The organism is Singulisphaera acidiphila DSM 18658 (assembly GCF_000242455.2).
Classification (GTDB): Bacteria; Planctomycetota; Planctomycetia; order Isosphaerales; family Isosphaeraceae; genus Singulisphaera; species Singulisphaera acidiphila.
Window position 1 is genome coordinate 1,774,536 of sequence record NC_019892.1, and the last position, 22,722, is coordinate 1,797,257.

Annotated in this window: 17 protein-coding genes; 6 read left to right on the plus strand and 11 right to left on the minus strand. The window is 63.6% G+C overall.

What is annotated here, in order from left to right:
* Nucleotides 1–115: 115 nt before the first annotated feature.
* The 4 genes from SINAC_RS06910 to amrB form a co-directional block, all read right to left on the minus strand.
* Complete coding sequence (locus tag SINAC_RS06910) at nucleotides 116–862, minus strand: PIG-L family deacetylase (RefSeq protein WP_015244966.1); 747 nt, start codon at nucleotides 860–862, stop codon at nucleotides 116–118.
* A 115-nt stretch (nucleotides 863–977) separates the two neighbouring features.
* Nucleotides 978–2,252, minus strand: coding sequence for a bifunctional cobalt-precorrin-7 (C(5))-methyltransferase/cobalt-precorrin-6B (C(15))-methyltransferase (locus tag SINAC_RS06915; protein WP_020465776.1), 1,275 nt, complete (start codon nucleotides 2,250–2,252; stop codon nucleotides 978–980).
* Nucleotides 2,253–2,382: 130 nt separating this feature from the next.
* Complete coding sequence (locus SINAC_RS06920; protein WP_020465775.1) at nucleotides 2,383–3,336, minus strand: alpha/beta fold hydrolase; 954 nt, start codon at nucleotides 3,334–3,336, stop codon at nucleotides 2,383–2,385.
* Nucleotides 3,337–3,377: 41 nt separating this feature from the next.
* A complete protein-coding gene (amrB, locus tag SINAC_RS06925) occupies nucleotides 3,378–4,619 on the minus strand; it encodes an AmmeMemoRadiSam system protein B (protein WP_015244969.1) in 1,242 nt (413 codons plus the stop codon).
* Between the two features lie 576 nt (nucleotides 4,620–5,195).
* On the opposite strand from amrB, the gene SINAC_RS06930 reads away from it, so the two are divergent.
* From SINAC_RS06930 to SINAC_RS06955, 6 genes are all read left to right on the plus strand, one after another.
* Nucleotides 5,196–6,095, plus strand: a complete 900-nt coding sequence (locus tag SINAC_RS06930; protein ID WP_015244970.1) for an outer-membrane lipoprotein carrier protein LolA — start codon at nucleotides 5,196–5,198, stop codon at nucleotides 6,093–6,095.
* A 368-nt stretch (nucleotides 6,096–6,463) separates the two neighbouring features.
* Nucleotides 6,464–8,671: an NfeD family protein gene (locus SINAC_RS06935; protein WP_015244971.1), complete on the plus strand. Its 2,208-nt coding sequence runs from the start codon at nucleotides 6,464–6,466 to the stop codon at nucleotides 8,669–8,671.
* A gap of 168 nt (nucleotides 8,672–8,839) precedes the next feature.
* Complete coding sequence (locus SINAC_RS06940; RefSeq protein ID WP_015244972.1) at nucleotides 8,840–9,400, plus strand: NfeD family protein; 561 nt, start codon at nucleotides 8,840–8,842, stop codon at nucleotides 9,398–9,400.
* Nucleotides 9,401–9,572: 172 nt separating this feature from the next.
* The gene (gene floA / locus SINAC_RS06945; RefSeq protein WP_015244973.1) at nucleotides 9,573–10,604 is read left to right on the plus strand and encodes a flotillin-like protein FloA; all 1,032 of its coding nucleotides are present in this window, start codon (nucleotides 9,573–9,575) and stop codon (nucleotides 10,602–10,604) included.
* Nucleotides 10,605–10,880: 276 nt separating this feature from the next.
* A complete protein-coding gene (locus tag SINAC_RS06950) occupies nucleotides 10,881–11,393 on the plus strand; it encodes a hypothetical protein (protein ID WP_020465772.1) in 513 nt (170 codons plus the stop codon).
* Nucleotides 11,394–11,907: 514 nt separating this feature from the next.
* A complete protein-coding gene (locus SINAC_RS06955; protein ID WP_015244976.1) occupies nucleotides 11,908–12,927 on the plus strand; it encodes a thioredoxin family protein in 1,020 nt (339 codons plus the stop codon).
* Here the strand turns inward: SINAC_RS06955 and SINAC_RS06960 are convergent.
* From SINAC_RS06960 to SINAC_RS06990, 7 genes are all read right to left on the minus strand, one after another.
* A complete protein-coding gene (locus tag SINAC_RS06960) occupies nucleotides 12,913–13,329 on the minus strand; it encodes a cytochrome ubiquinol oxidase subunit I (protein ID WP_081578291.1) in 417 nt (138 codons plus the stop codon). The genes SINAC_RS06955 and SINAC_RS06960 overlap by 15 nt on opposite strands.
* A gap of 122 nt (nucleotides 13,330–13,451) precedes the next feature.
* Nucleotides 13,452–14,876, minus strand: a complete 1,425-nt coding sequence (locus SINAC_RS06965; RefSeq protein ID WP_015244977.1) for an aldehyde dehydrogenase family protein — start codon at nucleotides 14,874–14,876, stop codon at nucleotides 13,452–13,454.
* On the minus strand, nucleotides 14,873–15,247 hold the full coding sequence (locus SINAC_RS06970) for a cupredoxin domain-containing protein (protein ID WP_015244978.1): 375 nt from the start codon (nucleotides 15,245–15,247) through the stop codon (nucleotides 14,873–14,875). Before SINAC_RS06970 ends, SINAC_RS06965 begins: the two co-directional genes overlap by 4 nt.
* 452 nt (nucleotides 15,248–15,699) lie before the next feature.
* Nucleotides 15,700–18,000 (minus strand): c-type cytochrome, encoded by a 2,301-nt coding sequence (locus SINAC_RS06975; RefSeq protein WP_015244979.1) that lies wholly within the window; start codon nucleotides 17,998–18,000, stop codon nucleotides 15,700–15,702.
* A 182-nt stretch (nucleotides 18,001–18,182) separates the two neighbouring features.
* On the minus strand, nucleotides 18,183–19,841 hold the full coding sequence (locus SINAC_RS06980; RefSeq protein ID WP_015244980.1) for an alpha-keto acid decarboxylase family protein: 1,659 nt from the start codon (nucleotides 19,839–19,841) through the stop codon (nucleotides 18,183–18,185).
* A gap of 660 nt (nucleotides 19,842–20,501) precedes the next feature.
* Nucleotides 20,502–21,356: a purine-nucleoside phosphorylase gene (locus SINAC_RS06985; RefSeq protein ID WP_015244982.1), complete on the minus strand. Its 855-nt coding sequence runs from the start codon at nucleotides 21,354–21,356 to the stop codon at nucleotides 20,502–20,504.
* Nucleotides 21,357–21,407: 51 nt separating this feature from the next.
* A complete protein-coding gene (locus SINAC_RS06990; RefSeq protein ID WP_015244983.1) occupies nucleotides 21,408–22,709 on the minus strand; it encodes a thymidine phosphorylase in 1,302 nt (433 codons plus the stop codon).
* Between the last annotated feature and the right edge of the window lie 13 nt (nucleotides 22,710–22,722).

Below are 22,722 nucleotides of genomic sequence, written 5' to 3' on the forward strand. Positions count from 1 at the left end.
AAGTTCCTCAGCCATGAAAGTAACCGGGAGTACCAACTCACCTCGACCGCCTTCTTTCACCGAACGAGCGCACCGCGCCTTTGGGATCGGGGCTAACCGTCTCGATTTCCGCAGTTCACGAACGAGCGTGGGCCGGGCTGGCCCAACGCATCAGGTCGTCGATTCCCACCGATCGATAGGTCATGAACAACTCTCCCGCCTCAAAGCCGGCCGTCAGCCCGTGATACCGGTTCATGGTTTCGACGGCACCGAAGATCCCTGCTTTGTTCGCGGGAAACTGGGTAGCGTAAGCGCGAACCGCCTCGATCTTCACGTCCAGGGTGCTACCGATATCGGCCACGATGTATCCCGACGCTTCGGGCAAGTCTAGCCCGTGAATCGCGATCGGGAAACTCAACTGATTCGTGATCGTATGCACCGGCAGGTTGTCGAAATGTTCGTCCCACTTCGTCAGCCGGCTGTAGAAGACGGCCGCATCGGTAATCAGCATTGCCTGGTAGTGGTCGGGCGAGGCCAACACGGTCTTTCCCCCGAAGCCGAGCACGACCTTGGGCTTATACTTCCGGAACACCTTGGCCAAGGCCACCCGCGCCTCGAAGCAGTCGAAGAGCCGACGGTTGGGTAGATTCAGGTTGATCCGCACCTGGACGCCGAGGATCTTGGCCGCTCGTTCCGCCTCAGCGAGCCGGATGTCAGGGCCGGCGGAAAGCGGGGTCGGCTCGCCGTCCGTCAGATCGACGATCCCAACGCTGTACCCTTTGCGGACCAAGCGTGCCAAGGTCCCACCGCATGCGATCTCGACATCGTCGGGGTGTGCGCCGACAGCGATCAGATCCAACTCCGTGTCGACGGCCTCGGCCATGCTGCCCATTCCTCGTGCGGCCGCGATTTGGAAGCGACCTTGGTGATGTCCCTTTTCAGCAGTATACCTGCCGCCCTTGGCTTCTCACAACCAAGGGATCGGAATCGCGAAAGTTTCAGTCGCTGACGTCGGGGGTCTTGGTCACGGCGAGGAGAAACGTCGGGTTAATTGCCTCAAACCGCACCCGGTCCATCTGCTCGATTCCGCGTGCGATCGAGATGTTCCAGACCTGGACTTCCGAGGTTAAGTTCTTGAGCGTTTCGAGTGCAGTGGCCAGCCCGTCGATGGTGACGACGTTGACCGCCATGCGTCCGCCCGGGCAAAGGCGAGCGTAGGCCGAACGGAGGACGAGCACGACTTGCCGGCCGGTGCCGCCGACGAAGATGGCGTCGGGATCGGGTAGGCTCGCGAGTACTTCAGGAGCGCGCCCAGGGACCGGTCGGACGTTGGGTACGCCGAATGACTCGGCATTGGCCTCGATCAAGGCCACGTCGGCCGGCTCGGGCTCGACGGCGTAGACCATCCCTTGATAGGCCAGTTGGGCCGCCTCGATGGCCACCGAACCGGAACCCGCGCCAATGTCCCAGACCACGCTGTCCGGCCTGATATCGAGCTGGGCCAGAGCGATCGACCGGACCTCCGCCTGCGTGATGAGGCCACGCTTGGGGAGCGTCTGGGCGAACATGTCGTCGGGGTTCCCGAACAGGCGGTGTCGCCCTGCGCGGCTGGCCTGGTCGGGGCGGTTCGGCTTGCGGATCAGGATCAGGACATTGAGCGGATCGAAATCCATGCTCGCCAGGTCGGTCAGCTCCGCCTGGGTCACTCGCTCGTCCGGCGATCCGAGATTTTCGCAGACGTAGGCTCGGAAGTAGTCGATCCCTCGGTCGAGGAGCGCCCGGGCCAGCCGATTCGGCGGGTGCTCGTCGCTCGAGAAGAGACCGACCTTCTCGGCCGTCCGGATCCGGTCGACCACGGCTTCGAGCGGTCGTCCGGCGAGGCTGGTCAGGTAGGCGTCTTCCCAGCTCTCCTTCACCCGGGCGAAGGCAAGCTGCATGCTGCTGACGTGGGGGATGACCTCAAACTGATCCTTGCCCAGGCGATCGCACAAGTACCGTGCCACGCCATAGAAGAGCGGATCGCCGCCGCTCACCAGCACGGCGCGTTGGGACGCGAGCGCTTCACGAACTTGCCGGAGCGCTGCGGGCATGTCGGGCTCGAGCGCCTCTTTCCGGCCGCTCAGGCCGTCGAGCAGCGAGAGCATTGCCGGAGCGCCCAGGATCACCTCGGCCTCGGCCACGATCCGACGCGCCGACTCGGTCATTCCGGCGAGGCCGTCGTCACCGATCCCCACGATCACCAGTTTCGAGCGAGATTCGGCCAAGGTCGACATCCTCAAAGGGGTGTTATCGGCGGTTCGCGACGAACGCCACGGCAACGAGCGATTGATTGTAAACCGGAGAGTCTCGTCGGGATAGATCGAGCGACGATCTGAGCCCCGGCCTTTGGGTTGGACGGGTGTCTCAAGTCCCTGCTGCCGGTTTGGGCTCGTTGGGGCACCCCTCGGGGGCGCAAGGCAGCAGCCAGTCGGCGGTCACCTGCGCCAGCGCTTCGGCGTGGGTGTAGTGCGGCTGGTGGCCGACCAGGGGCATGATGACCCCCTCGGCGGCCGGCAAGGCGGCATTCAGTTCGTCGAAATAGCGGCGGACGACGATGCGGTCCTCGTTGCCCTGGAGGAGGAGGACCGGGTTGCGAATCTCAGGGAGGATCGGCCGGAGGTCGAGCCGCGTGACCAGGTCGAGCCGATGGGCCAGCGCCGCGATTGGCGTCAGGCCATTTTGCTCGAGATAATAGGGCCATCGATCCTCGATGATCGAAGGGAAGTGGCTCTTGCTGTTGTAGGCGAGAATTTGCTCACGCCAGGGCAGCCGCGAACTCTGACCCGGGAGGTGGCGGCCGAGCGAAAGTGCCATGCGTTCGGCCCGGCTGAATCGACGGTGAGCGAACGCTCCCTGCACGACTGCCTTGGGGAACCGCCTCGGCTCGCGGTGGAGCGCGCGGAATACGACCGTGGAACCGAACGAGAGGCCCGTCAGGAAGGCGCGGCCGATGTTGAGGTGCTCGATGAGTCCGAAGAGGTCGTCGACGATGTGGTCGTGGGTGATCCGCCCCAGTTTGGCCCCGTCGTCGGGGTGGTCTCCTGGATAGTCGAAGATGACCGTCCGGAACTGGCTCGCGAGCCGGTTGAGCATGAGGGCGTAGCCACGGTAGGTGGCCGCGATCCCGGGGACGAGGATCAGCGGGGGCCCCTGCCCAAGCACCCGATAGTGCATCCGATAGCGCGGACCTTCCCAGATTGCGTGCTCCGCCATCCGGTCGTAGGTGGCGACTTCTGCCCGGAAATCGGCCGGTGCCGGGCATGGCGGCCGTGAAGAGCTTTCGGGCGACTCGGCGACCGGAGCGGGACTTTCAGGCACAGGTTCGGACCTCGTCTGTGGGGCATGGGGACGGACTTCGATCATTGGCCTTCAACAAACGCAAGGCTGGCGAAACTGACGCAGCAGGTGCGCTCGTGATCGACGGCCTGGTCGTACTTGAGGAGCGTGCCTCGCGCCGGTCCCATGGCGTGAAGCATGGTGTAGGCTGCGGCCAGTCCGCAGACCCGCCAACGATTCCCGATCTCGGCGGCCGTCCCGAACCAGCCGGCGGCGTCGTGCGCTGCCGCGCGAGCGAGCATCGCTGTGTCAAACGAACGCACCTCGGCCAGGATTTCCGGGTCGAGCGGATCCGGGTCGCCGAACTCGGGACCGACATGGCAGAGGTCGATCCCGCCGATATACGCGACTTTCCTGCCGTTGGCCGCTTCCGAGGCGCGCAGGGCCTCGACGAATCGCCGGACGTCGTCGGACTCGATCGGGTCGGTCCCGGCGTCCATCAGGTCGTGGAACGAGCCGACCAGGATCGGCACGATCGAGAAGTCGCGGACTCCCCCCAGGAGATACTGAAGGAAGACCACCTGGAACTCGATCGAGTGTTCGGTTCGATGCGAGAGCTCGTCCTCGAACAAGTCTTGCCCGGCCAGCGCGGCGATTCGATCGACGTATTCTCGGTCGGTCCGGACGCGACCGAGCGGCGTCTCGAAGTCCTTGCGCGTGAGCGCGAACCGATTCCGGCAATACTGGTGCGCGACGCCCAGAATGACGAACGTGTCGGCGTCGGACTGCTCGACCAATTCTTTATAAGACCAGGTGTAGACCAGGCCGCCGCGTTGAAAGTCGATGTGAGGGCTGAGCACGCCGCGAAGTCGGGACGGCAAGGTCTGAGGCTCAGGTCGCGGGACGCCCGAACCGTCGGCGTGAGCGAAGTAGCGGGCGAGCTGCGACCGGAGCGCGCGCTCCGTGCCGGCGTAGGACCGCCCGGCCAGGGCCGCCGGTCGGACCTGCTCGCGGCGGTACGACTCGTGGTAGGCGGCGAACGTCGGACCGTCGAGGACCAAGGCGCGATCGAGCTGGTCGACCAGTTCCTCGAGCTGCGCCGTGGTGATGAGCTGGCCGGTCTCACGGAGCACGCGGGCCTGGATCGCACTCAGCGGCGTCTCGCCGTCGAAGTGGCGGACGACCCACTGATAGCCGTCGATCGGAATCAAGACGGGCTCGGGAAAGACACCGAGCGGGTCGGTGATCGCCGCGTACACCTGCCCCTGGTGCTCGAACCGCTGCGCGGACAAGGGCCGGAGCTTCGGTCGGTCGAGGGACGCCATCGTGACGTTCCTTGGGCTCACAAGGGCCGGGGATCCGTCGACGTGGCCCCGCGTCCACATTGGGCGCGGGAACAACGTCTTGGTTATTCTCCGGCGGGAACCCAGGCTCGTCAAGCGGCTCGACGCGGGCCCCTCGGGGGCAAGCCAATCAAAGGGAGCGGCCAGGCGGGGGGAGCAATCTCTCGGATCGGTTCCAGGCTCATCGAAAGGCTCCTCAGCTTGGCATCGACGGCTCTCGGGCCGGATCGATGATGTCACTTTTTACGGGGGAAACGCCTCTGGTCTTTACTCGCTAGTGCAAATCGCGTTCCAATCTTAGAGGTCAGTGCCGTTCCATGGGTTCGGGGGGAGCTCTCATTTTATGGATGAGCGGATCTGCTTGGGGTGACCGCCTCGAAGCGAGCACGAATGCCCGATTCTCGAGCGGACGAGGCGAATGGAGCGGATTGATGGGTGCCGAACGGGATGGTCTGGCGGGATAGGGCGATCTCTGATAGTTTTGCCGCGCCGGTGTCGAACGCGCTCCGGCGATCTTAATTGTGAGTCGAAGGCCAGTCCCACGGAGGAGGGTTGCCCATGCGATGGTCCATAAGGATGGTCTTGTCTCTGGCCGTGGTGTTCTGGGGTCTCTCGATTTCGGGACGGCCGGCGACGGCGCAGCAACAGGCCAAGTCCGTGGCACCGGCCAAGGCTGCGGCTCCCCCCATCGATCCGGACGGGTCGCGGATGCAGTTGCTCCTGGCCAAGTGGGCGAAGCAGAGCACCCAGCTCCGGAGCCTGGACGTCAAGATCCGGCGGATCGACATGTCGTCCAAATGGGACGATGAGGAGTACGAGGGGCGGGCCATGTTCAAGAGCCCGAACCAGGCCTGGCTCGACTTTCAGAAGGTCGTCGTCACGGAGGGGAAGCCCAATCAGCTTGTCCCGCACGAGCGGATCGTTTGTACGGGCAAGCAAGTCTGGCAGTATCGCAGCGATACCCACCAGGTTTTCGTCCATGATCTCGGCCTGCAACAACGGCAACGCGCGCTTCAGGAAGGGCCGCTGCCGTTCCTGTTCAACTTCCAGGCGGACGAAGCGCGAAAGCGCTACCAGATGAAATTGATCTCGGAGGACCCGAAATCCTACGTGATCTCCGTTTTGCCGCTCTTGCCGATCGATAAGGAAAGCTTTAGTGCCGCATGGGTCGAACTCGACAAGACCATGCTCTTGCCGACCCAGATCGTCTTGCTCGATCCGGAAGGGAAGAGCAAGAAGCGGTTCGTGATGTCCGGCATCAAGCCGAACGCGCCGGTGATGGCGGAGAACTTCCAGGGCCAGAAGTTGGGCCCCCCCTGGAAGATCCTGTATAACAAGGAAGAGGGGCAAGCTGCGCCGGCCCCTGCCGTCGCCCCTGCTGAGGCTCCGCGAACCGGGGATGCCCGCCAGCCGCAGGCTCCCCAGCGCCGCGGTGTCCTTGGCAGCAAAGTCCGCTGAGCGCGATCGATTGAGGTGAAGCGTTCGTGGGAAGGCGAGGCCAGGGTGCCTCGCCTCTTTTTTTTTCAGCCTGGGTTTCACCGACGCCGAGCCGGCAAACGAACTCGGCTGCGATTCCGGTCCTGGGCGAGGGCGAAAGCGGGCTGGGGCTTCCCCAGGGTGACCGTAAGTTTGACGGTGATTTTTCAGAGGCATATAATCGGTTGAGGTGGCCGGTCCTTCGGACCGTACCCCATTCTTCCTCTTGCACCGCCAAGACCGGGCGGGAGGGGGCGGTTGATGAGCCGGAACCCTATCGCCCCGGTGTTCCGGGGAGTTCGGTCGTGAGGTGGATGCCCCGGCTGATTCTCGGAGGGAGTCCGACTCCAATGATTTGCCCGCGTGATTCAGGTCGTGGTCTGCTCTCCTGGGCGTTCTTCCTGACCGTTTTGACCCTGTTTCTCGGCGGTCTCGTCCAGGCCCAACCTCCCGCCGTGCCGGACGACTCCAATCCCGGCCAGTTCTTTACGATCACCGAACCGATCACCGGCAAGACGCTCGAGCAGGTTCGCGCGGCGACTCGGCAATTCGTCGATCGCAGCGCGGGGGTCGTGCAAGGCAAGTCCCCCATCCTCGTCTTTGAGTTCCGGCCAGGAGAAACGGCTCCGGGACGCAGTGATTTCGGGGCGTCGTACGACCTCGCCTTTTACATGATGAAGAATTTGGGGGGGGCCAAGACCACGGTGGCCTATGTCCCCGAACCGCTGAAGGGTTACGCCGTTCTCGCCGCCTTGGCCTGCGATGAGATCGTCATGGGGTCGCAGGCCACACTCGGGCCGATCACCCCGGAGGACGAGACCCCGCGCCGGGATATCGGCGACAACATCCGAGCGCTGGCCGACACCAAAGTCCGTGATCGTGACCTCTTGCTCGGCATGGTCGACCGGACCGCCGATCTCCGCGCGATCCGGACCACGGATAAGCAGATACATTATGTGATGGCCGACAACCTGGCCGAGTTCAAGAAGACGCACCAGGTGCTCGAGGACAACCCCGCCTGGGAAGGGGGCCAACGTGGTGTCATCACCGCTCAGCGTGCCCGCGACGAGGGGTTCTCCAAACTGACGGCCGACAACCCGGTCGAACTGGCGAAGACCTACCGGCTCTCGGGCCGCTCCACGGTCGATGATCCGACGTTGGGGCAAGTGATCCGACCGGTCTGGATCAAGATCGACGGGCCGCTCGACATCGTCAAGAAGTCGTATCTGGTCCGCCGGATCGAGCAGGCCCGCCAGGAGAAGGTGAACTTGGTCTTCTTCGAGTTCAACAGCGAAGGGGGCATCGACATGGCGGCCGATGCCATCGCTGACACGATCGCCGGGATCAAGGACATGAAGACCGTCGCGTTTATCAACGACCGCGCAATCGGGGTGTCGATCCTGGCTGCGCTCGCCTGCAACGAGATCGTCTTCGGCAAAGATTCGGAGATGGGGGATGTCCGCCAGCTCGTGGTCGGTCGGGGGCAGGTCGTCCCCTTGAACGAGGGCCAGGTCAGGGCGATCGCCAATCGGGCCGCGAACCTCGCCGAACAGAAGGGCCACCCCGTCGCCGTTGCTCGTGCCATGGTGGACCCCGAGGTGGAAGTCGTGGAGGCCACCGATGCCAAGACGGGGGCCGTGACTCAGGTCCTTCAGGCGGATATTCAGGCCGAACCGGGCCGTTTTCTCAATCCGAGGGTCCGCAAGAGTGGCGGCGAAGTCCTGACAGTGACGGCCGCCGACGCGGCCTCTTACGGCCTCGGGCAATCGGTCAATGAGAAAGAGGACTTCCTCGCCCTCTACGGGCTTCGAGGGAAATTGATCCGAATCGATGGGCCGACATGGGTCGATACGCTGGTGACGGTCCTGACCGACCCGATCGTGAGCTGGATCCTCTTGTTCGTCGGCCTTTTCATGCTGGTTCTGGAGCTCAAGCTGCCCGGGATCGGCCTGCCGGCGATCACGTCGGCCCTGGCCTTCCTGCTCTTCTTCTGGAGCCATTACCTCAGTGGAACCGCCGACCAACTGGAGATCATCCTGTTCCTGGTCGGCCTCATCTGCCTGGCGCTCGAGCTGTTCGTCTTCCCCGGCTTCGGCGTGTTCGGGATGAGCGGAGTGCTCCTGATCCTGACCAGCATCGTGATGGCCAGTCACACATTTGTTTGGCCGACGCAAGAATATGAGTATCGTGAGCTGGCTTATACCCTGATCCAGATCACCGTGGCCATGGTGGCGGTCGGGGCTGGCGCGGTGGTGATCGCCCGCTATTTTCCATCCTTACCGCTCTTCAACCGGCTGGTCCTCAAGCCTGAGCCTTGGACCGGGTCCGGTCTCGATGACCCGATCGTCAAGCCGTCGCTCGAAGGGTATGAATCGCTCGCGTACCTGATTGGCGAGACCGGTCGGACGACGACCATGCTGCGCCCGTCGGGGAAAGCTCGGTTTGGAGACATGCTCCTCGACGTGACCGCCGACGGCTACTTTATTGAACCGGACAGCCTGGTCGAGGTGATCGACGTCCACGGATCACGGGTGACCGTCAAACGCCTTGGCGCTTGAGCCCGGACGACCGGCCAGCAAATCGGCAATGTTCCGGAAGAGAATTAGCTTTCGGTCCTCCGAGTGATTTAAACTACGGAAGGGGCGTTGACTCATCGAGTAACAACGATGGCTCGTCCAACTTGACGGAATGTCTCCCAGTTCCCCCCTGGTGAAAGTGTGGGAGTCATGAGCACGCTGGCCTGGCCGCTCCTTCTGCTTGCGTTTGGCCTGATTCTGTTGATCGCTGAAGTGTTCATTCCGTCGGGTGGGTTAATCGGCCTGCTGGCCTTGTGCTGCCTGGCCTTGAGTCTCTGGAGGGCGTTTGAACGGTCGACCGAACTGGGGCTGATGTTCCTGCTGGCCGATTTTCTCCTGATGCCCATGGTGATCGTCCTGGGGGTCTACCTCTGGCCGAAAACTCCGATGGGCAAACGGGTCCTCCTGAAACCTCCTGCTCCTGAGGACATTGAGGCGTCGCATTCGAGCCAAAGGCTGGATCACCTGGTCGGCCAGTTGGGCCGGGCATTGACCCCGTTGCGGCCTTCGGGCATGGTCGACTTTGACGGTCGCCGGCTCGACGGGCTCGCCGAAGAGGGGCTGATCCCGACGGGATCGCTGGTCCAGGCCATTCGGGTTCGCGGTGGCCAACTCATTGTTCGGACGGCGCACGACCCGACCTTGGAAGAGGCCCTGGCCCGACCTGAACCCAAACCTGAATCCGAATCTGACTCGGCGGACCTGTTCTGATGTGATTCATGCGACGTGGCCTATCGTGGCAACCCCTTTTTTTCCGTGAACCGGCGACGAATCGCTTTCTCCGCCGCCACCGGCTTCGACGCTCAACGACGGCCCGAGAGGGGCCGTTCATACGAGAGGACTCCGAATGAGCTTCACCCTGTTGGCGCAAGGACCAGGACCGATGTCTGCCTGGTCGACTTACGTCGTGCTCGGGATCATCGCAATCGCGATGTTCTCACTCGTGGCGTGTATCTTCTTTGCGAAATACTTTAACCTTTGGATCCAGGCGAAGATGACCGGCGCCAACGTCGGGATCCTCGAGCTGGTCGGGATGTCGTTCCGGAAGGTGAACCCCAACATCATCGTTCGCTCGAAGATCATGGCCTATCAGGCTGGTCTTGCCGAGAAGGACGGGGTGACCACCCAGAGCCTCGAGGCGCACTACCTGGCCGGTGGCAATGTGCCGAACGTCGTTCGCGCCCTGATCGCCGCCAACCGGGCGGATATCCCCCTCTCCTACAAACGCGCCGCCGCCATCGACCTGGCCGGCCGAAACGTCCTCGAAGCCGTCCAGACGAGCGTCAATCCGAAGGTGATCCCCTGCCCCGACCCGTCGCAGGGACGCCTCACCATTGACGGTGTGGCCAAGAACGGCATTCAACTCAAGGTGAAGGCCAAGGTGACCGTCCGGACGAACATCGACCGGCTGGTCGGCGGTGCCACTGACGAGACGATCATCGCTCGAGTCGGCGAAGGCATCGTCAACGCCATCGGCTCGGCCGACACCCACAACCAGGTGCTCGAGAAGCCCGACTCGATCTCCAAGCGCGTCCTTGAGAAGGGGCTCGACGCCGGGACCGCCTACGAGATCCTCTCGATCGACATCGCCGACATCGACGTGGGCGACAATATTGGAGCCAATCTCCAGGCGCTTCAGGCGGAGGCCGACACCCGCGTGGCCCGGGCCAAGGCCGAAGAGCGACGCGCCTTTGCCGTGGCCTCCGAGCAGGAGATGATCGCCCAGGTCCAGTCCAACCGAGCGAAGGTCGTTCTGGCCGAGGCCGAGGTACCGCTCGCCATCGCTGAGGCGTTCCGGCAGGGAAATCTCGGGGTCACTGACTATTACCACCTGCGCAACATTCAGGCCGACACCGAGATGAGGTCCGCCATCGGCGGCACCGGCAACTCGCGGCGCGAGGTGACCAGCGGCTGACCTCTTCACCGGCGGCTGCGCTCGGCTCGGTCGGTTTGACCGAGCCGACGCCGGTGCCCCAAGAGATCGGAGGGTAAGTCGGTGGGAAATGGTGTGAATCTCTTTCAATTCATCGTTCCTTTAACTTTCCTGGCCATCTGGGCGTTGACCTCCTTGATCAACCGGGAAGCCCAGCCGCTTCCGCCAAGGACGGGGCGACCTCCAGGTCCTCCCGGGCCGAGGCCGACGGGATCATCAGGGGGGCCTCCTTCATTGGCCCGTCCGCCGGATCGCCGGATGGAACCGTTCTCTCGCGACTCGTCGGGGAGATCCACGACCGACGTGAACCAAGGCCGGCGGCCGCCGGCGCGGCCCGATGATGAGATTCTCATCATCGACGGCGATCCCCGTCGGTCGGCCCCGTCGCTCGGGACGCGGCCCAACCCGGCGCCGGGATCGCGACGGGGGCCTCGCCCTCGGACCGCGCAGGTGACGCCCTCGAAGCGGCCAGAGGTGGCGACTCCACGTGCCCTGAGCGCGTCGATGAGCCCCGAACCGGCCGGGCAACTGACCCGGCAAATGGATCTTACGCCGCTCAAGAAGATGGTGATGCCGCTGTCGACCCCGGTGAGCCAGGAGGTCGCCGCGATCCCGCATTCCCCGCCCAAGTCGGCCGTCCTGGCTGCCCTCTCGAGCGATGAGATCATGCTCCTCCTGAGCTCCCCGGCGAAGCTCCGCGAGGCCATTATCCTCAACGAGTTGCTCCAGCCCCCGCTCAGCCTTCGAGGAAAGCGGTCTCGCCTCTATTGATTGATCCCGGCGGCGCCGCTTGCGTGCTGGAGCGGTGCCCCTCTCTCCCTTCTTCTTCTCCCTCCTCGCCTGCTTTCATCCCTGCCGACCTTCGTGGCGACCGCGAACCAACGGACCCTGAAACGGCCTGCTCGTTCGGCCGCGCGCCACAATCTCGTGAGCGGCAATCGGTACAACCCATGTAACAGGCGCATCGGCGCAGGACGCGGGATCTTCGTCCTTTCGCCTAGATTGGCTTGACCTTAGAGTCTGGGCGATCGTTCACTCTCGCCGGACCGAAACCGCCCGAGAGGTCGAGCGGCTTCGCGATCTGGGGGCTCTCGTTTCGATCAAGTCCTTTCGGATATGGGCCGATGTAAAAACGGGAATCAAGCTGATCCCTTTTGCCTGCCAAATGAATTGGCTCTCACGTCAGTTTCGGGTGGCATCTCCACGGATGGATTGCGTCCCCTTCCACGACGCATTTGTCGCTCCCTGAGCTTCTAAATACGACGCCGAACGACGGAGATGCTCTATGACTCATCGCAAGTCCCGATCGATCGGGATGGGCCTTGTCGCCCTCCTTGGATTCGGTTTGGTATGGCTGGATGGGAGAGTGGCCGAAGGCGCGGGACCCGCCGGGATCGAATGGCGATCCGACCTTCAACGCGCCAATGCCGAGGCCAAGGCCAAACAGCGGCTCCTCTGGGTCCAGTTTACGGGGTCTTGGTGCCATTTTTGCACGCTGATGGATGGTGAATCGTTTATTCATCCCAAAATCGTCGGACAGTCCCGCCAACATTTCGTTCCCATTAAACTTCAATGCGACACAAATGAAGAAGTCGCCGCGCAACTCGGCGTGACCGGCCTTCCGGCGACGATCCTTGTCTCTCCCTCGGGCGAGATTGTCGCCAAGCACGAGGGATATCTGGACCCCGAGTCGTTCCACGCTTTCCTCGAATCGGCCCGAGCCCGGATGGCAAGGGCGGCGGTCGCGAAAGCGACAGCCCCCGCCCGAGGGGCGAAGACGGCTTCTGACTCCCCCGCACCCCCCACTCCTCCCCCTGCCCGCGTCGAGGCGAGCCTGGCGCTGTCCGGCTTTTGTCCGGTCAGCCTGGTCCAGGATCATCGTCTCGTCCAGGGACAGAACGCCGTGAGCCTGGAGCACGAGGGTCACGTCTATCGCTTCGCCAACCCTGTCGTTCGTGATACGTTCCAGCGGCAACCGGAGCGGTTCATCCCGGTCAACAGTGGCCGCTGCCCGGTCAAACAGGTCGACCGAGGCCAGGCCAAGTCGGGTGAGGCCCGCTTCGGCGTCCTCTTCCAGGGCCACCTCTACCTCTGCTCCGACGACACCAGCCGCGTTCAGTTTATGAAGAACCCCGAGCGTTATTGTCACGTCGACCTGGCCGACCGGGGGCTCTGCCCACACTGCTGGGGGCACGACTTCGTGCTCGCCAAGGGGCAGCCGCAATGGTCGCCGACCCGTGATGAGTTTCGTGACTCGACCGCCGAACTTGCGGCTCGCCGTTCCGAGGCCTCAACCCGTCGCTGAGGGGAATCGCCTGCTAGCAGGAGGTACAAGCCCGGCGAACCCAAGGGTGGTGAAGATCGCGTCGCCCGAGCTCACGAACTCCGAGTGGGCGCGGTCGGTCCGCAACAGCCCGTGGACGTCCCACGGCTGGCGGCCCATCTTGCGGCGGTCCACCACCCCGCGGTCGTCGCAATGTAGGGGAATGGGAATGCCAGCATCAGCACCCAGAGCATGGGGCGAGTCCTCGCCAGGCGCCCTCGCAGTCAGGAGGAACGACGCGACGTCCATCGTCAGGATGAAGAGCGTCCCAAGCCCCACCATGATGTGGTCGCTGTAATCGAGCCGTTCGACGGCGTGCGGCCACTGGTCGCTCGGAGAGCGGCCGACCGTCCGGGCCGCAGACCTCCAAGACTCCCGGTCGATTGCCGATTGCGGCGAGGCGCTTGCCCAGCCTGAGTGTCCCGGGGACCTTCACCCCGTCCGGCCAGATGACGATGCCCGGCCCAGTGGGTCCGACCTGTCTTTCATCCCGCAACCTCCTCGGATCAACCGATGAGCCTCAGCAACGCCAGGTGGCCGCCGGAATACGGCGGGTAGCGAACGGGCAGGTCGAAATGGGTCGATTTGGCGAGCACGCCCTTGCGGTGGGTGAACGTTTCGAAGCTCCATCGGCCGTGGTAGCGGCCCATGCCGCTCTCGCCGACGCCGCCGAAGGGGAGCTCCGGCACGACCATGTGCATCAGGACGTCGTTGATGCAGGCGTTGCCCGAACTTGTCCGATCGATGACCTTGTGCTGGGTTGCCTCGTCGTTGGAGAAGACATAGAGCGCGAGGGGGGAAGGTCGGTCCGCCACGAACTCGATCGCCGCGTCCATGCTGGGGACGGCGAGCACGGGCAGGATGGGGCCGAAGATCTCCTCTCGCATGACAGGCGCGTCGGGCGACACGCCTCGGAGGATGGTCGGGGCGATGTATCGTTCCTTGGTTTCGGCCTGGCCCCCGCAGACGACTTCGCCGTCGTGGAGCATCTTCGACAGCCTCTCGAAGTTGCGGTCGTTGACGATGCGGCAGTAGTCGGGGCTCGTCCTGGGGTCGTCGCCGTAGAAGGCCGTCACCGCGGCACGCAGGTGCTCGAGCAGCTCCATCTCGACCGCCTCGTGCACCAGCACGTAGTCGGGGGCCACGCAGGTCTGGCCGGCGTTGCTGAATCGGCCCCAGGCGATTCGCCGGGCGGCGACCTCCAGCGACGCGTCCCGGTCCACCAGGCACGGCGACTTGCCACCCAGCTCGAGGACAACGGGGGTGAGGTGCCTGGCGGCCTTCTCGAGCACGATCTGGCCGACCCGGCTGCCCCCGGTGAAGAAGATCAGGTCGAACCGCTCCTCCAGCAGGGCCTGGGTCTCGTCGGCCCCGCCCTGGATTACCGCGACGGATTCCGGGTCGAGGTGTCGCGGCACAAGGTCCGCCATCAGGGCGGAGGTGTGCGCCGCGATCTCCGACGGCTTCAGGACCGCCGCGTTGCCGCCGGCCAGGGCGCCAACCAGGGGCGCGAGGAGCAGCTGGACGGGGTAGTTCCAGGTGCCAATCACGAGGACCACGCCGAGGGGATCGTGCGTTATCCAGGACTTCCCGGGCTGGGCCAGGAGCGACGTGTGCGTCCGCTCCGGCTTCATCCACCGGTCGAGGTGCTGCAGGGCATCGTCGATCTCCGCGATCACGAAGCCGACCTCGGTGAGGTAGCCTTCGAGCGGGGGCTTGCGGAGATCTGCCCACAACGCCTCGAAGATCGCGGACTCCTCCTCCTTCAGGAGCCGCTTCAGGGCCTTGAGCTGCGCGCGACGCCACGAGACATCGCGCGTCCGGCCGCCGCGGAAGCTTGCCCGCGCCTTGGCCACCCTCTCGACGATTTCCGCTCCGGTACTTCTCGTTTCCAACGTCATGTCGGTCTTTTGAAGATTGACGGCGGTCATTTTGCTCTCGCTTTGACGACAATCGTACCGCTCATGGTCTTGCCGTGTACCTTGCAGTGGTACCTGAACTCACCCTCCCTCTCGAACTTCACCGACTTCGACGACTTGCCCGGCGCGATCTCATTGGTGTCGAACGTCTTACCCTCGTCGTCCGATGTCGCCGTGTGCTTCGTGCGGGCTTGATTGGTCCACACCACCGTATCGCCGACGTGGACCTCCAGCTTCTTGGGGTCGAAGCTCAGGCTTTTCGCCGTGACGGTGATCGCCTTGGTCTCGGATGGATTGTCGCCGTTCTGCTCGGCCGCGGATCCACGAGGCGATCCGACCAGGATGAGCACGCAAGCGGCAGGGAATAAAAACAAATATTTCATAATAATCTCATTTGCGGTTCTCAGAGTTTTGAAAAAAGCCGGTTCGGCCCGTCGACTTCGGGATGAGCTTGCAAGCGATCCGTCACGACGAAAGCCTGGGGAGGCCAAGCGCCGGCCGCCCCGGCGGAAACAGTCCGGGCGACACTCCCGGCCTCCTATGCGGCTGGAGGTGATTGGGCTTCCAACACCTTCTGATTTGCGGGGATCGCATGGGCTGCCCATGCCTATTGCCCGCCCGTTCCAACGCGTGGTGCAGCACGGCAACGCTTGGCGGGGTCTCCGGGCCGACCTCGATTCGCAGGGCGTGTAAAACTTCCGGATAGTCGAAGAAAACCCCGACTTCAGAAAGTGCGGCATCGCGTGCCGGCCCGGAGACGAAAAAACGCCATGAACCCGACCTTCGATTTCCCGCCGATATGTGACTCGGCTCACGATCGAGGCGGGGCCAATGCTCAGAAGTGCTTCATGTAATCGATGAGCGCACGCTTGTCGTCATCATCGAGTTCACGCCCGTAGGTGTGGCCCCGGTCTTCGATGAAGTCCGGGCACATGTTGACCTCGACGAGCTTCTCCAGCAGCCGCTGTTGGCCACGCGCATGGTTCTTCGTCTGCAACTCGGCGAACTTCTCCCTGGGTTGGTCCTGCAGGATGCCGTCCACGTAGTCTTGCAGTACCCACTTCACGTCCTTCGCGTGCAGGTTCATGATCAAGTTAACAGGTGTGTCCTTAGGGACGTTGATGAGGTCAAGGTCCAGGCCGGGCAAGTCCGAGAACTCCGGCATCTGCTTCATCAGCATCGGGAGGAAGTCCGGCAGTTTGCTATCCCGCGTGGTGACCAGCATCGAACGAACTCCCAGCCGCCGTTCCGGCCAGAGCAGCTTGGTTAGGCCATCCTCATAGGCGGCCATGCGGCCGGCCACGGACGGGTCGCCGTTGTACAACCCGACCGAGTTGTTGTGCAGGTAGGGCGCTGTCGCCCAGATGCTCACGAGAGTCGGTGTGCGGTAAAAAAGTTTCTTGGCGATGAACTTGATGTCATGCTTGCCGGTCAGCGGGTTGTAGAGCGGGATCAGCTTGCCATTCTTGTCATGATCGAACACCTGCTCGGTGCCTTCCTGGTTGAGTTTGAACCCGAGGCTGGACATCTGCCCGTAGCCACCGCCCGCATCCCAGTTGGGGCTCAGGGTGCGCCCGATGTGCGTACCCAACTCCGAGCAGGGGTAGCGTTCGTCGTCGGACAGGAAGTTGTCCGCGAGGAAGTCGTCCCGCAGCACAAGCTCGCGCCAGGCTTTCTTCTGAGCCTCGGCATCCTCGGGCAGGTTGTCGGGCTTCTTGCTGCTGTGGCAGCGGACGCAGTGATCGGCGAAGGCGATCTTCCCCTTGCGGAGAACATCCGCGTCCGTCGCGAGATAATCCTTACCGTTTTTGCCCCCTTTTCCCTCGGCCTCGATGGCATCTCTGAGCTTGAAGCCATCGTGGGTGCTCAGGTAGAGCGCCATGTTCGGCATACGAGCCTCGGTTTGCATCCAGGGGCTCTTGGGATCCTTGCGTATCTTGCCGAGAATGTCGAATTCCTCTTGCTTGAAGCCGCGTTCCCGGCTCCCCTTGAGGTCGTACGGGTTCAGGGCCCAGGTTGGAAACCAATCCTTGTATCCGGACCCCTCGTTGACGTAGACACGGGTTGCGGCGATCACCAGGCCCATCGAGTCGGCCCCGGTCGACAGGACCCTTGGGGAGCGGTACGTCGGCTTGGCGTCGGTTCCGCCGATGCCGTCGTTCTCGGGCAAGCCGACGTGCTTGTTGATCGACTGCATCATGACCTTTTGCTCGGGCGAGATTCGATCCGCACGCGTCAGCTTGAGGCGATCATTCAGGCGGTAAATCGAGTTGATCAGGATCGGGCCGTTGATGAAGTCCGTCGGGAAACGCGTCGTCTCGCTCGTGCCCGGCGATTGGTTGTGCAGGTACTGCCAGGCAAAGGAATCCTTCGGCATGTCGAAACCGAACAGCATCCCTTCGCGAAAGTACTGGCTGCCGATGTGAGAATCTAAGTTTTCCCACTTCGGCTCGGCCGGGTTCTTCGGCGGCCGGTTGGGGTTAAAAGCCGTGTGGCACACGGTGCAGGCCATCCCGACGAGGTACGGTGGCTCGACACCGCTCGCATCATCGAGGTATTTGTCGATGGACCATTTCTTCGCGTCGAAGTTCTTGTTCTTGAAGAGTTGCAGGCCGACAACACCGCTGGAGAAGCCGAAAACGTCCGGATCCCAGGTGAGCGTGCCGTCCTTCATCCGGTCAATCCGTAGGCCGTATTGGTCCGGTTTGTCGGCGGCCACGCAGTCGGGATCGTTGATGAGCCCGATCTTTTCCCACCGCTCGGAACGCGGCAAGGTGTGCAACATCCGCAGAAGATCAATCCGGGCGGTGAACACGTTTTCTTTCCTGCTGGTGAGCTTGGCCATCTCACGCCAGAACCCTGGGTTGTCGATGCCGCACCACCAGTGCCAGGTGTCCATGCCGTCGCCGACGGCGTTCGGGTCCACGCCATAGCGTTTGGCGGCCCAGTCGGCGTGGGTCTTGCGGTACCAGTCATACGTCTGTTCGTCGTCCTTCACCGGCCGGCCGAAGGTGTACTCGACCTCGTCGCCTTCCGCGGCGAGCGCGGCACGATCCCCGCCGACCCCCCACAGAGCCGCCAGGGCCAACGCGGCCATGGTGCCACCCGCGACGAGTCGCTGTCTCCCGGTGCTCATGGTTGCTCCTCTCGGTGATGTGGGTCGCGATCCTGGAGGGCCTACAGAATGTCACTCGGATTTCCCGAAGGCCGTTCCACTGATCTTGCTCCGCATACAGTATTAAATTACTAACATGACGTCATGTTAGTGATTTTAGTTGACTTCGCCGAGGCTAGGATCGGTCGCAAACGTTCGGCGCTCTAACCATTCCCGTACAGGGCGTCGAGGCGCTGATGGGCCATGGCGAGTCCCGCCGGGAGGTCCATCCGACCCCCGACGATCTCGATGTAGCTCGCCGATTCGCCCGTGGCGGCCTTGGCCAGCGCGGCGTCGAGCTCGCCAAGCGTGGTGACTTTCGCCGTGAACCAGCCCCGGCAGCCCAGGGCGGCGGGCAGGGCGTGGTAATTCCAGGGGGCGAGGTCGTTGTAGACCCAGTCCGGATCTGCCTCGAGCGCCCGCTCGACCATGTACCCCCCGTTGTTGAGGACGAAGATGACCGGTTTCAGCCCGTGACGCCCCATCGTCCCGACGTCGGCGGCGGTCATCTGGTGCGAGCCCTCCCCGGTGAAGAGCAGGGTCCGCCGCGACGCGTCGGCGAGCGCGATGCCCAGCGTGGCTCCGGTAGCCCACCCGATCGAGCCCCAGAGAGGTTGAAGTTGGACCTCCGCATCTTCGGGGAGCGGAAGCGGGACCATTCCGGAACTCATGCTGCCGCTCTCGAGGACGATCCGATCCCGTGGCTTCAGGAAGTCCCGAAACCGGGGATACATGTTCACTGCGGTGATCGGGTCGTCCGGCTTCCCGCCGGGCCGGGCCGGCACTTCCCTCGGCGGCGCCGAGTATCCGAACTTCTTCTTGATCGCACCGGCCAGGCCGTCGAAGACGTCGCCCATCCGGACGGGGTTATAGATCCGATCCGCGACCCGGACGTGATCCACCCCAATGGTGACGAGCTTCCCAGGGTCGATGCGGCTCGTGTAGGCGGACGTGTTGATTTCGTTGAAGCTGACGCCGCCGGCGTCGATGACGACGTCCGCACCTTCGACCGCCTCGAGGACGGCGGGGGACGATGCGCCACCGGAATAGATCCCGACGAACTGGGGATGGGCCTCGGTCAGGATCCCCTTGTCCATCGCCATCGCAGCGAACGGGCAGCCCAACGCCTCGATCAACGCACGGAGCTTGTCCTGGAGCTTGAACCGCGAGACCGTGTAGGCGGGGAGGACGACAAGCGACCGGGCGGTCTCGACCCGCTCGGCGATCGCCGCGACGGCCCTGGCAAGGTCGGGGCCGCTCGCGGGCTTTGGGTACGGGGTCGGCGCCGAACCGGTGACCGGCGTGACGGCATAGTCGCCCGCGACGAGGATGTAAGCAGGCCGGCTCTCCGCCCGCGCCGTGGCGATCAGCCGCTCCATCTCGTGGGTGCAGTTGTCGGGGGTGATCACCGCCGAGACGCACGCCGCCTGCGCCGAGATGTTCGCGAAGTTCTGGAACTCCCCGTCGCCAAGCGTGTGGTGGACAATCTGGCCGACTCGCTGCTTGCGCATGGTCGGCATACCGACGACGTGGAAGACGCACGACCGCTCGGCCTTGGCTCCCATCACGCCGTTGAGCGCGGACAACTCGCCGACGGCGTACGTGGTCATCAGCATCGAACAGCCTCGCACGCGGGCGTAGCCGTCGGCCGCGTACGCCGCGTCCAACTCGTTGGAACACCCGATCCAGCGGATCGCCTCGCTATTCGCGACCGCGTCGCAGAGCTTGAAGGCGAAGTCCCCCGCGACGCCGAAGCAGTCGGTGATCCCCTCGCGTGCGAACCGTCGGACGATGTAATCCGCAACAGTCGGTTGCTCACTCATCGGATTGTTTCCAGGTAATAAGATCAATTTTTTACATAATGAACTAAGTAAATCATATCGAATTCTCCCGTCTCAAAAAGATTGTGTGCAGGTAGTAATGGAAATGCCACAAAGCAATACGTGCAACACTTGTACCAAACTGGCACAGCGGAACTTCCCCGGCGGGTCCCGACCGGAGGACTAGCTCGAAGTCCTTGCCGGGTTACAGTTTGGAGCTTAGGAAAGGAGTTGCGAGGGGCACGCACACAGAGCGGCGAGGGGTTCCGGAACCGCCTGGGATAGTCGGACGGGCCTCGGTGTGGTAGCTGATTGACCGGGCCGGGTGGAACATCTGGCACGATCAGCGACTATCTTGGTGGGCTGGGACCGGGGATGCCGGCCACGGTCCTTGGCGTTGTCGCCAGCGACTACTTCCTCATCGAACCCCGCGTAGCCCGGGCCTATGAGAACTCATCGCGGTGGGTCCCCTCGCGGTCGCGGACGAACTCCCAGCGGATCGACGCCCGATTTGGCAAAGTCATGTATATGTTTTGTGGTTCCAGGAGGGCGACCACACAGTCACTATCGCCACGGCGGGTCAAGCTTTGCCGGACCCGTTTCCCCCGACTTCGGCGCGATTGGCTGTGACCGCTCTACGGATGGTCAAACCGTTCAGGTCTGTCAGGCGGTTCCCTGGCGGTCTTCGGCATCGAGTCGTTGCACAACCCCTTCGATCAAGGCGCCGATGAGCGGGGTCGCCTTCAGCCCGGCCTCGACCACATCGGCGTGACTGATGATCTCTCCAGAAACACCCGCCGCAGCGTTGGTGACGAGGGCCAGGGCGAGCACATCGAGCCCTGCGTGGCGAGCCACGATTGCCTCCGGGACCGTGGACATCCCGACCACGTCGGCCCCGAGAATGCGGAGCATCCGGATCTCGGCGGGGGTCTCGTAACTCGGGCCCGGCAGGCAGGCGTAGACGCCTGAGGCGAGGTTCAAGCCGAGTTTGTCCGCTTCTTCAAAGGCAAGGTCCCGCAGTCGGTGGGAATAGACCTCGGTCATGTCGGGGAAACGTTTGCCAACGCGTTCGTCGTTGGGCCCGCGCAATGGGTTCGAGCCGATCAGGTTGAGGTGATCCTTCAGGCAGACGATCGTGCCGGCAGGGAGGGAGAGGTCAATTCCTCCCGTGGCCGCAGTCAGGATCAGGGTCCGCACACCAAGACGCTTCATGACCCGGATGGGAAATGTCACCTCATCGAGGCCGTACCCTTCGTAATAATGAAACCGGCCTTGGAAGACCAGGAGAGGCGCGCCGGCGACGGTTCCGGAAACGAGGTTGCCCTCGTGTCCCTCGACCGTCGGCCGAGGGAAATGGGGGATCTTCGCATAGGGGACGATCGTTCGATCGGCCAGTCGATTGGCCAAAGCCCCGAGGCCTGATCCCAGCACGACAGCGACCTTGGGCGGCTTGGGAATGGTCGCTTGAATCGCCAAGGCGGCTTCACTCGCACGCTCATCGAGTTCGATCGGAGGCATGGCCTTTTTTTCTCCGCGAATGGGGCTGAGAAAACCAGGGTGGGTCGGCGTTCAAAACCGTTCGACGATCAAGGCGTCGCGTTCCAGGAGCGGGTCACCTATTACGAAGGCGTCGCGAATCATCGTCAGCGCCTGCTCGAGTCGCGACTCGTCATTCAGGTGGACCGTGCAGAGCCGTTCGCCCGCCTCGACCGGGTCGCCCACCTTCTTGTCGAGGATCAGGCCGACGGCCGGGTCCACGACGGAATCCACCCGGGCACGACCCGCGCCCAGGAGCATGGTCGCCTGGCCGATCGGCCAGGCGGCCAGTCTGCGGACGTAGCCTGAACTCGCGGACTGAACCTCGACCAACCGCCGCGCTTTGGGCAATCGGCCGGGATCGTCGAGAGCACGCGGGTCCCCCCCTTGGACGGCGACGAGCTTTCGAAATCGCTCGAGAGCCGACCCATCGGCGATCGTGCGATGGCAGAGCGCCCGAGCCTCGTCCAAGGTTTTCGCTTGCTCCGCCAGGACGACCATCTCGGCCGCCAATTCCACCGAGAGCTCGACGACGTCGGCCGGTCCTTCGCCTCGGAGGCAAGCGACGCTCTCGACCACCTCGAGCGCATTGCCTACGGCCCGCCCGAGGGGCTGATCCATGCGGGTGATCACCGCGCGTATCCGCTTGCCGAGGGCACGTCCGATGGCGCACATCGTCTCGGCCAGTGTTCGCGAGTCCTCGAGCCGCTCCAGGAAGGCGCCGTTGCCGGTCTTCACATCGAGGACCAGGCCGTCGATCCCCTCGGCGAGCTTCTTCGACATGATAGACGAGGCGAGCAGCGGGATCGATTCGACAGTCGCCGTTGCGTCGCGAAGTGCGTAGAGATGCTTATCGGCCGGGGCGATCTCGGCGGTCTGGCCGATGAGCACGAGGCCGCACTCGTCGAGCACCTGCCGATAGCGTTGCAGGTCGAGGTGAACGTTGAAGCCGGGGATCGACTCCAGCTTGTCGAGCGTGCCGCCGGTGTGGCCGAGGCCTCGGCCCGAGACCATCGGCACCAGGACCCCGGCTGCGGCCGCGATCGGTGCGAGGATCAAGGACGTCTTGTCGCCGACCCCGCCGGTGCTGTGCTTGTCGACCTTCAAGCCTGGCGTGGCCGAGAGGTCGACGACTGAGCCGGAGCGCATCATCGCATCGGTCAATGCGGTCGTTTCCGCCGCGTCCATCCCGCGCCAGACGATGGCCATGAGCAAGGCCGACCACTGGTAGTCGGCCACCTCGCCGTTGCCCAAGCCGGCAACCATCCAGCCGATTTCAGGAACGGTCAACGCGTGGCCGTCCCTTTTCTTGCGAATGATGTCCACGGCACGCATGAGACGAGGACTC

Coding starts and splice junctions, on each gene's coding strand:
- SINAC_RS06910 (WP_015244966.1), bottom strand. CDS start 862: ATGGCCGAGGCCGTCGACACGGAGTTGGATCTGATCGCTGTCGGCGCA.
- SINAC_RS06915 (WP_020465776.1), bottom strand. CDS start 2,252: ATGTCGACCTTGGCCGAATCTCGCTCGAAACTGGTGATCGTGGGGATC.
- amrB (WP_015244969.1), bottom strand. CDS start 4,619: ATGGCGTCCCTCGACCGACCGAAGCTCCGGCCCTTGTCCGCGCAGCGG.
- SINAC_RS06930 (WP_015244970.1), top strand. CDS start 5,196: ATGCGATGGTCCATAAGGATGGTCTTGTCTCTGGCCGTGGTGTTCTGG.
- SINAC_RS06935 (WP_015244971.1), top strand. CDS start 6,464: ATGATTTGCCCGCGTGATTCAGGTCGTGGTCTGCTCTCCTGGGCGTTC.
- SINAC_RS06940 (WP_015244972.1), top strand. CDS start 8,840: ATGAGCACGCTGGCCTGGCCGCTCCTTCTGCTTGCGTTTGGCCTGATT.
- floA (WP_015244973.1), top strand. CDS start 9,573: ATGTCTGCCTGGTCGACTTACGTCGTGCTCGGGATCATCGCAATCGCG.
- SINAC_RS06950 (WP_020465772.1), top strand. CDS start 10,881: ATGGAACCGTTCTCTCGCGACTCGTCGGGGAGATCCACGACCGACGTG.
- SINAC_RS06955 (WP_015244976.1), top strand. CDS start 11,908: ATGACTCATCGCAAGTCCCGATCGATCGGGATGGGCCTTGTCGCCCTC.
- SINAC_RS06965 (WP_015244977.1), bottom strand. CDS start 14,876: ATGACCGCCGTCAATCTTCAAAAGACCGACATGACGTTGGAAACGAGA.
- SINAC_RS06970 (WP_015244978.1), bottom strand. CDS start 15,247: ATGAAATATTTGTTTTTATTCCCTGCCGCTTGCGTGCTCATCCTGGTC.
- SINAC_RS06975 (WP_015244979.1), bottom strand. CDS start 18,000: ATGAGCACCGGGAGACAGCGACTCGTCGCGGGTGGCACCATGGCCGCG.
- SINAC_RS06980 (WP_015244980.1), bottom strand. CDS start 19,841: ATGAGTGAGCAACCGACTGTTGCGGATTACATCGTCCGACGGTTCGCA.
- SINAC_RS06985 (WP_015244982.1), bottom strand. CDS start 21,356: ATGCCTCCGATCGAACTCGATGAGCGTGCGAGTGAAGCCGCCTTGGCG.
- SINAC_RS06990 (WP_015244983.1), bottom strand. CDS start 22,709: ATGCGTGCCGTGGACATCATTCGCAAGAAAAGGGACGGCCACGCGTTG.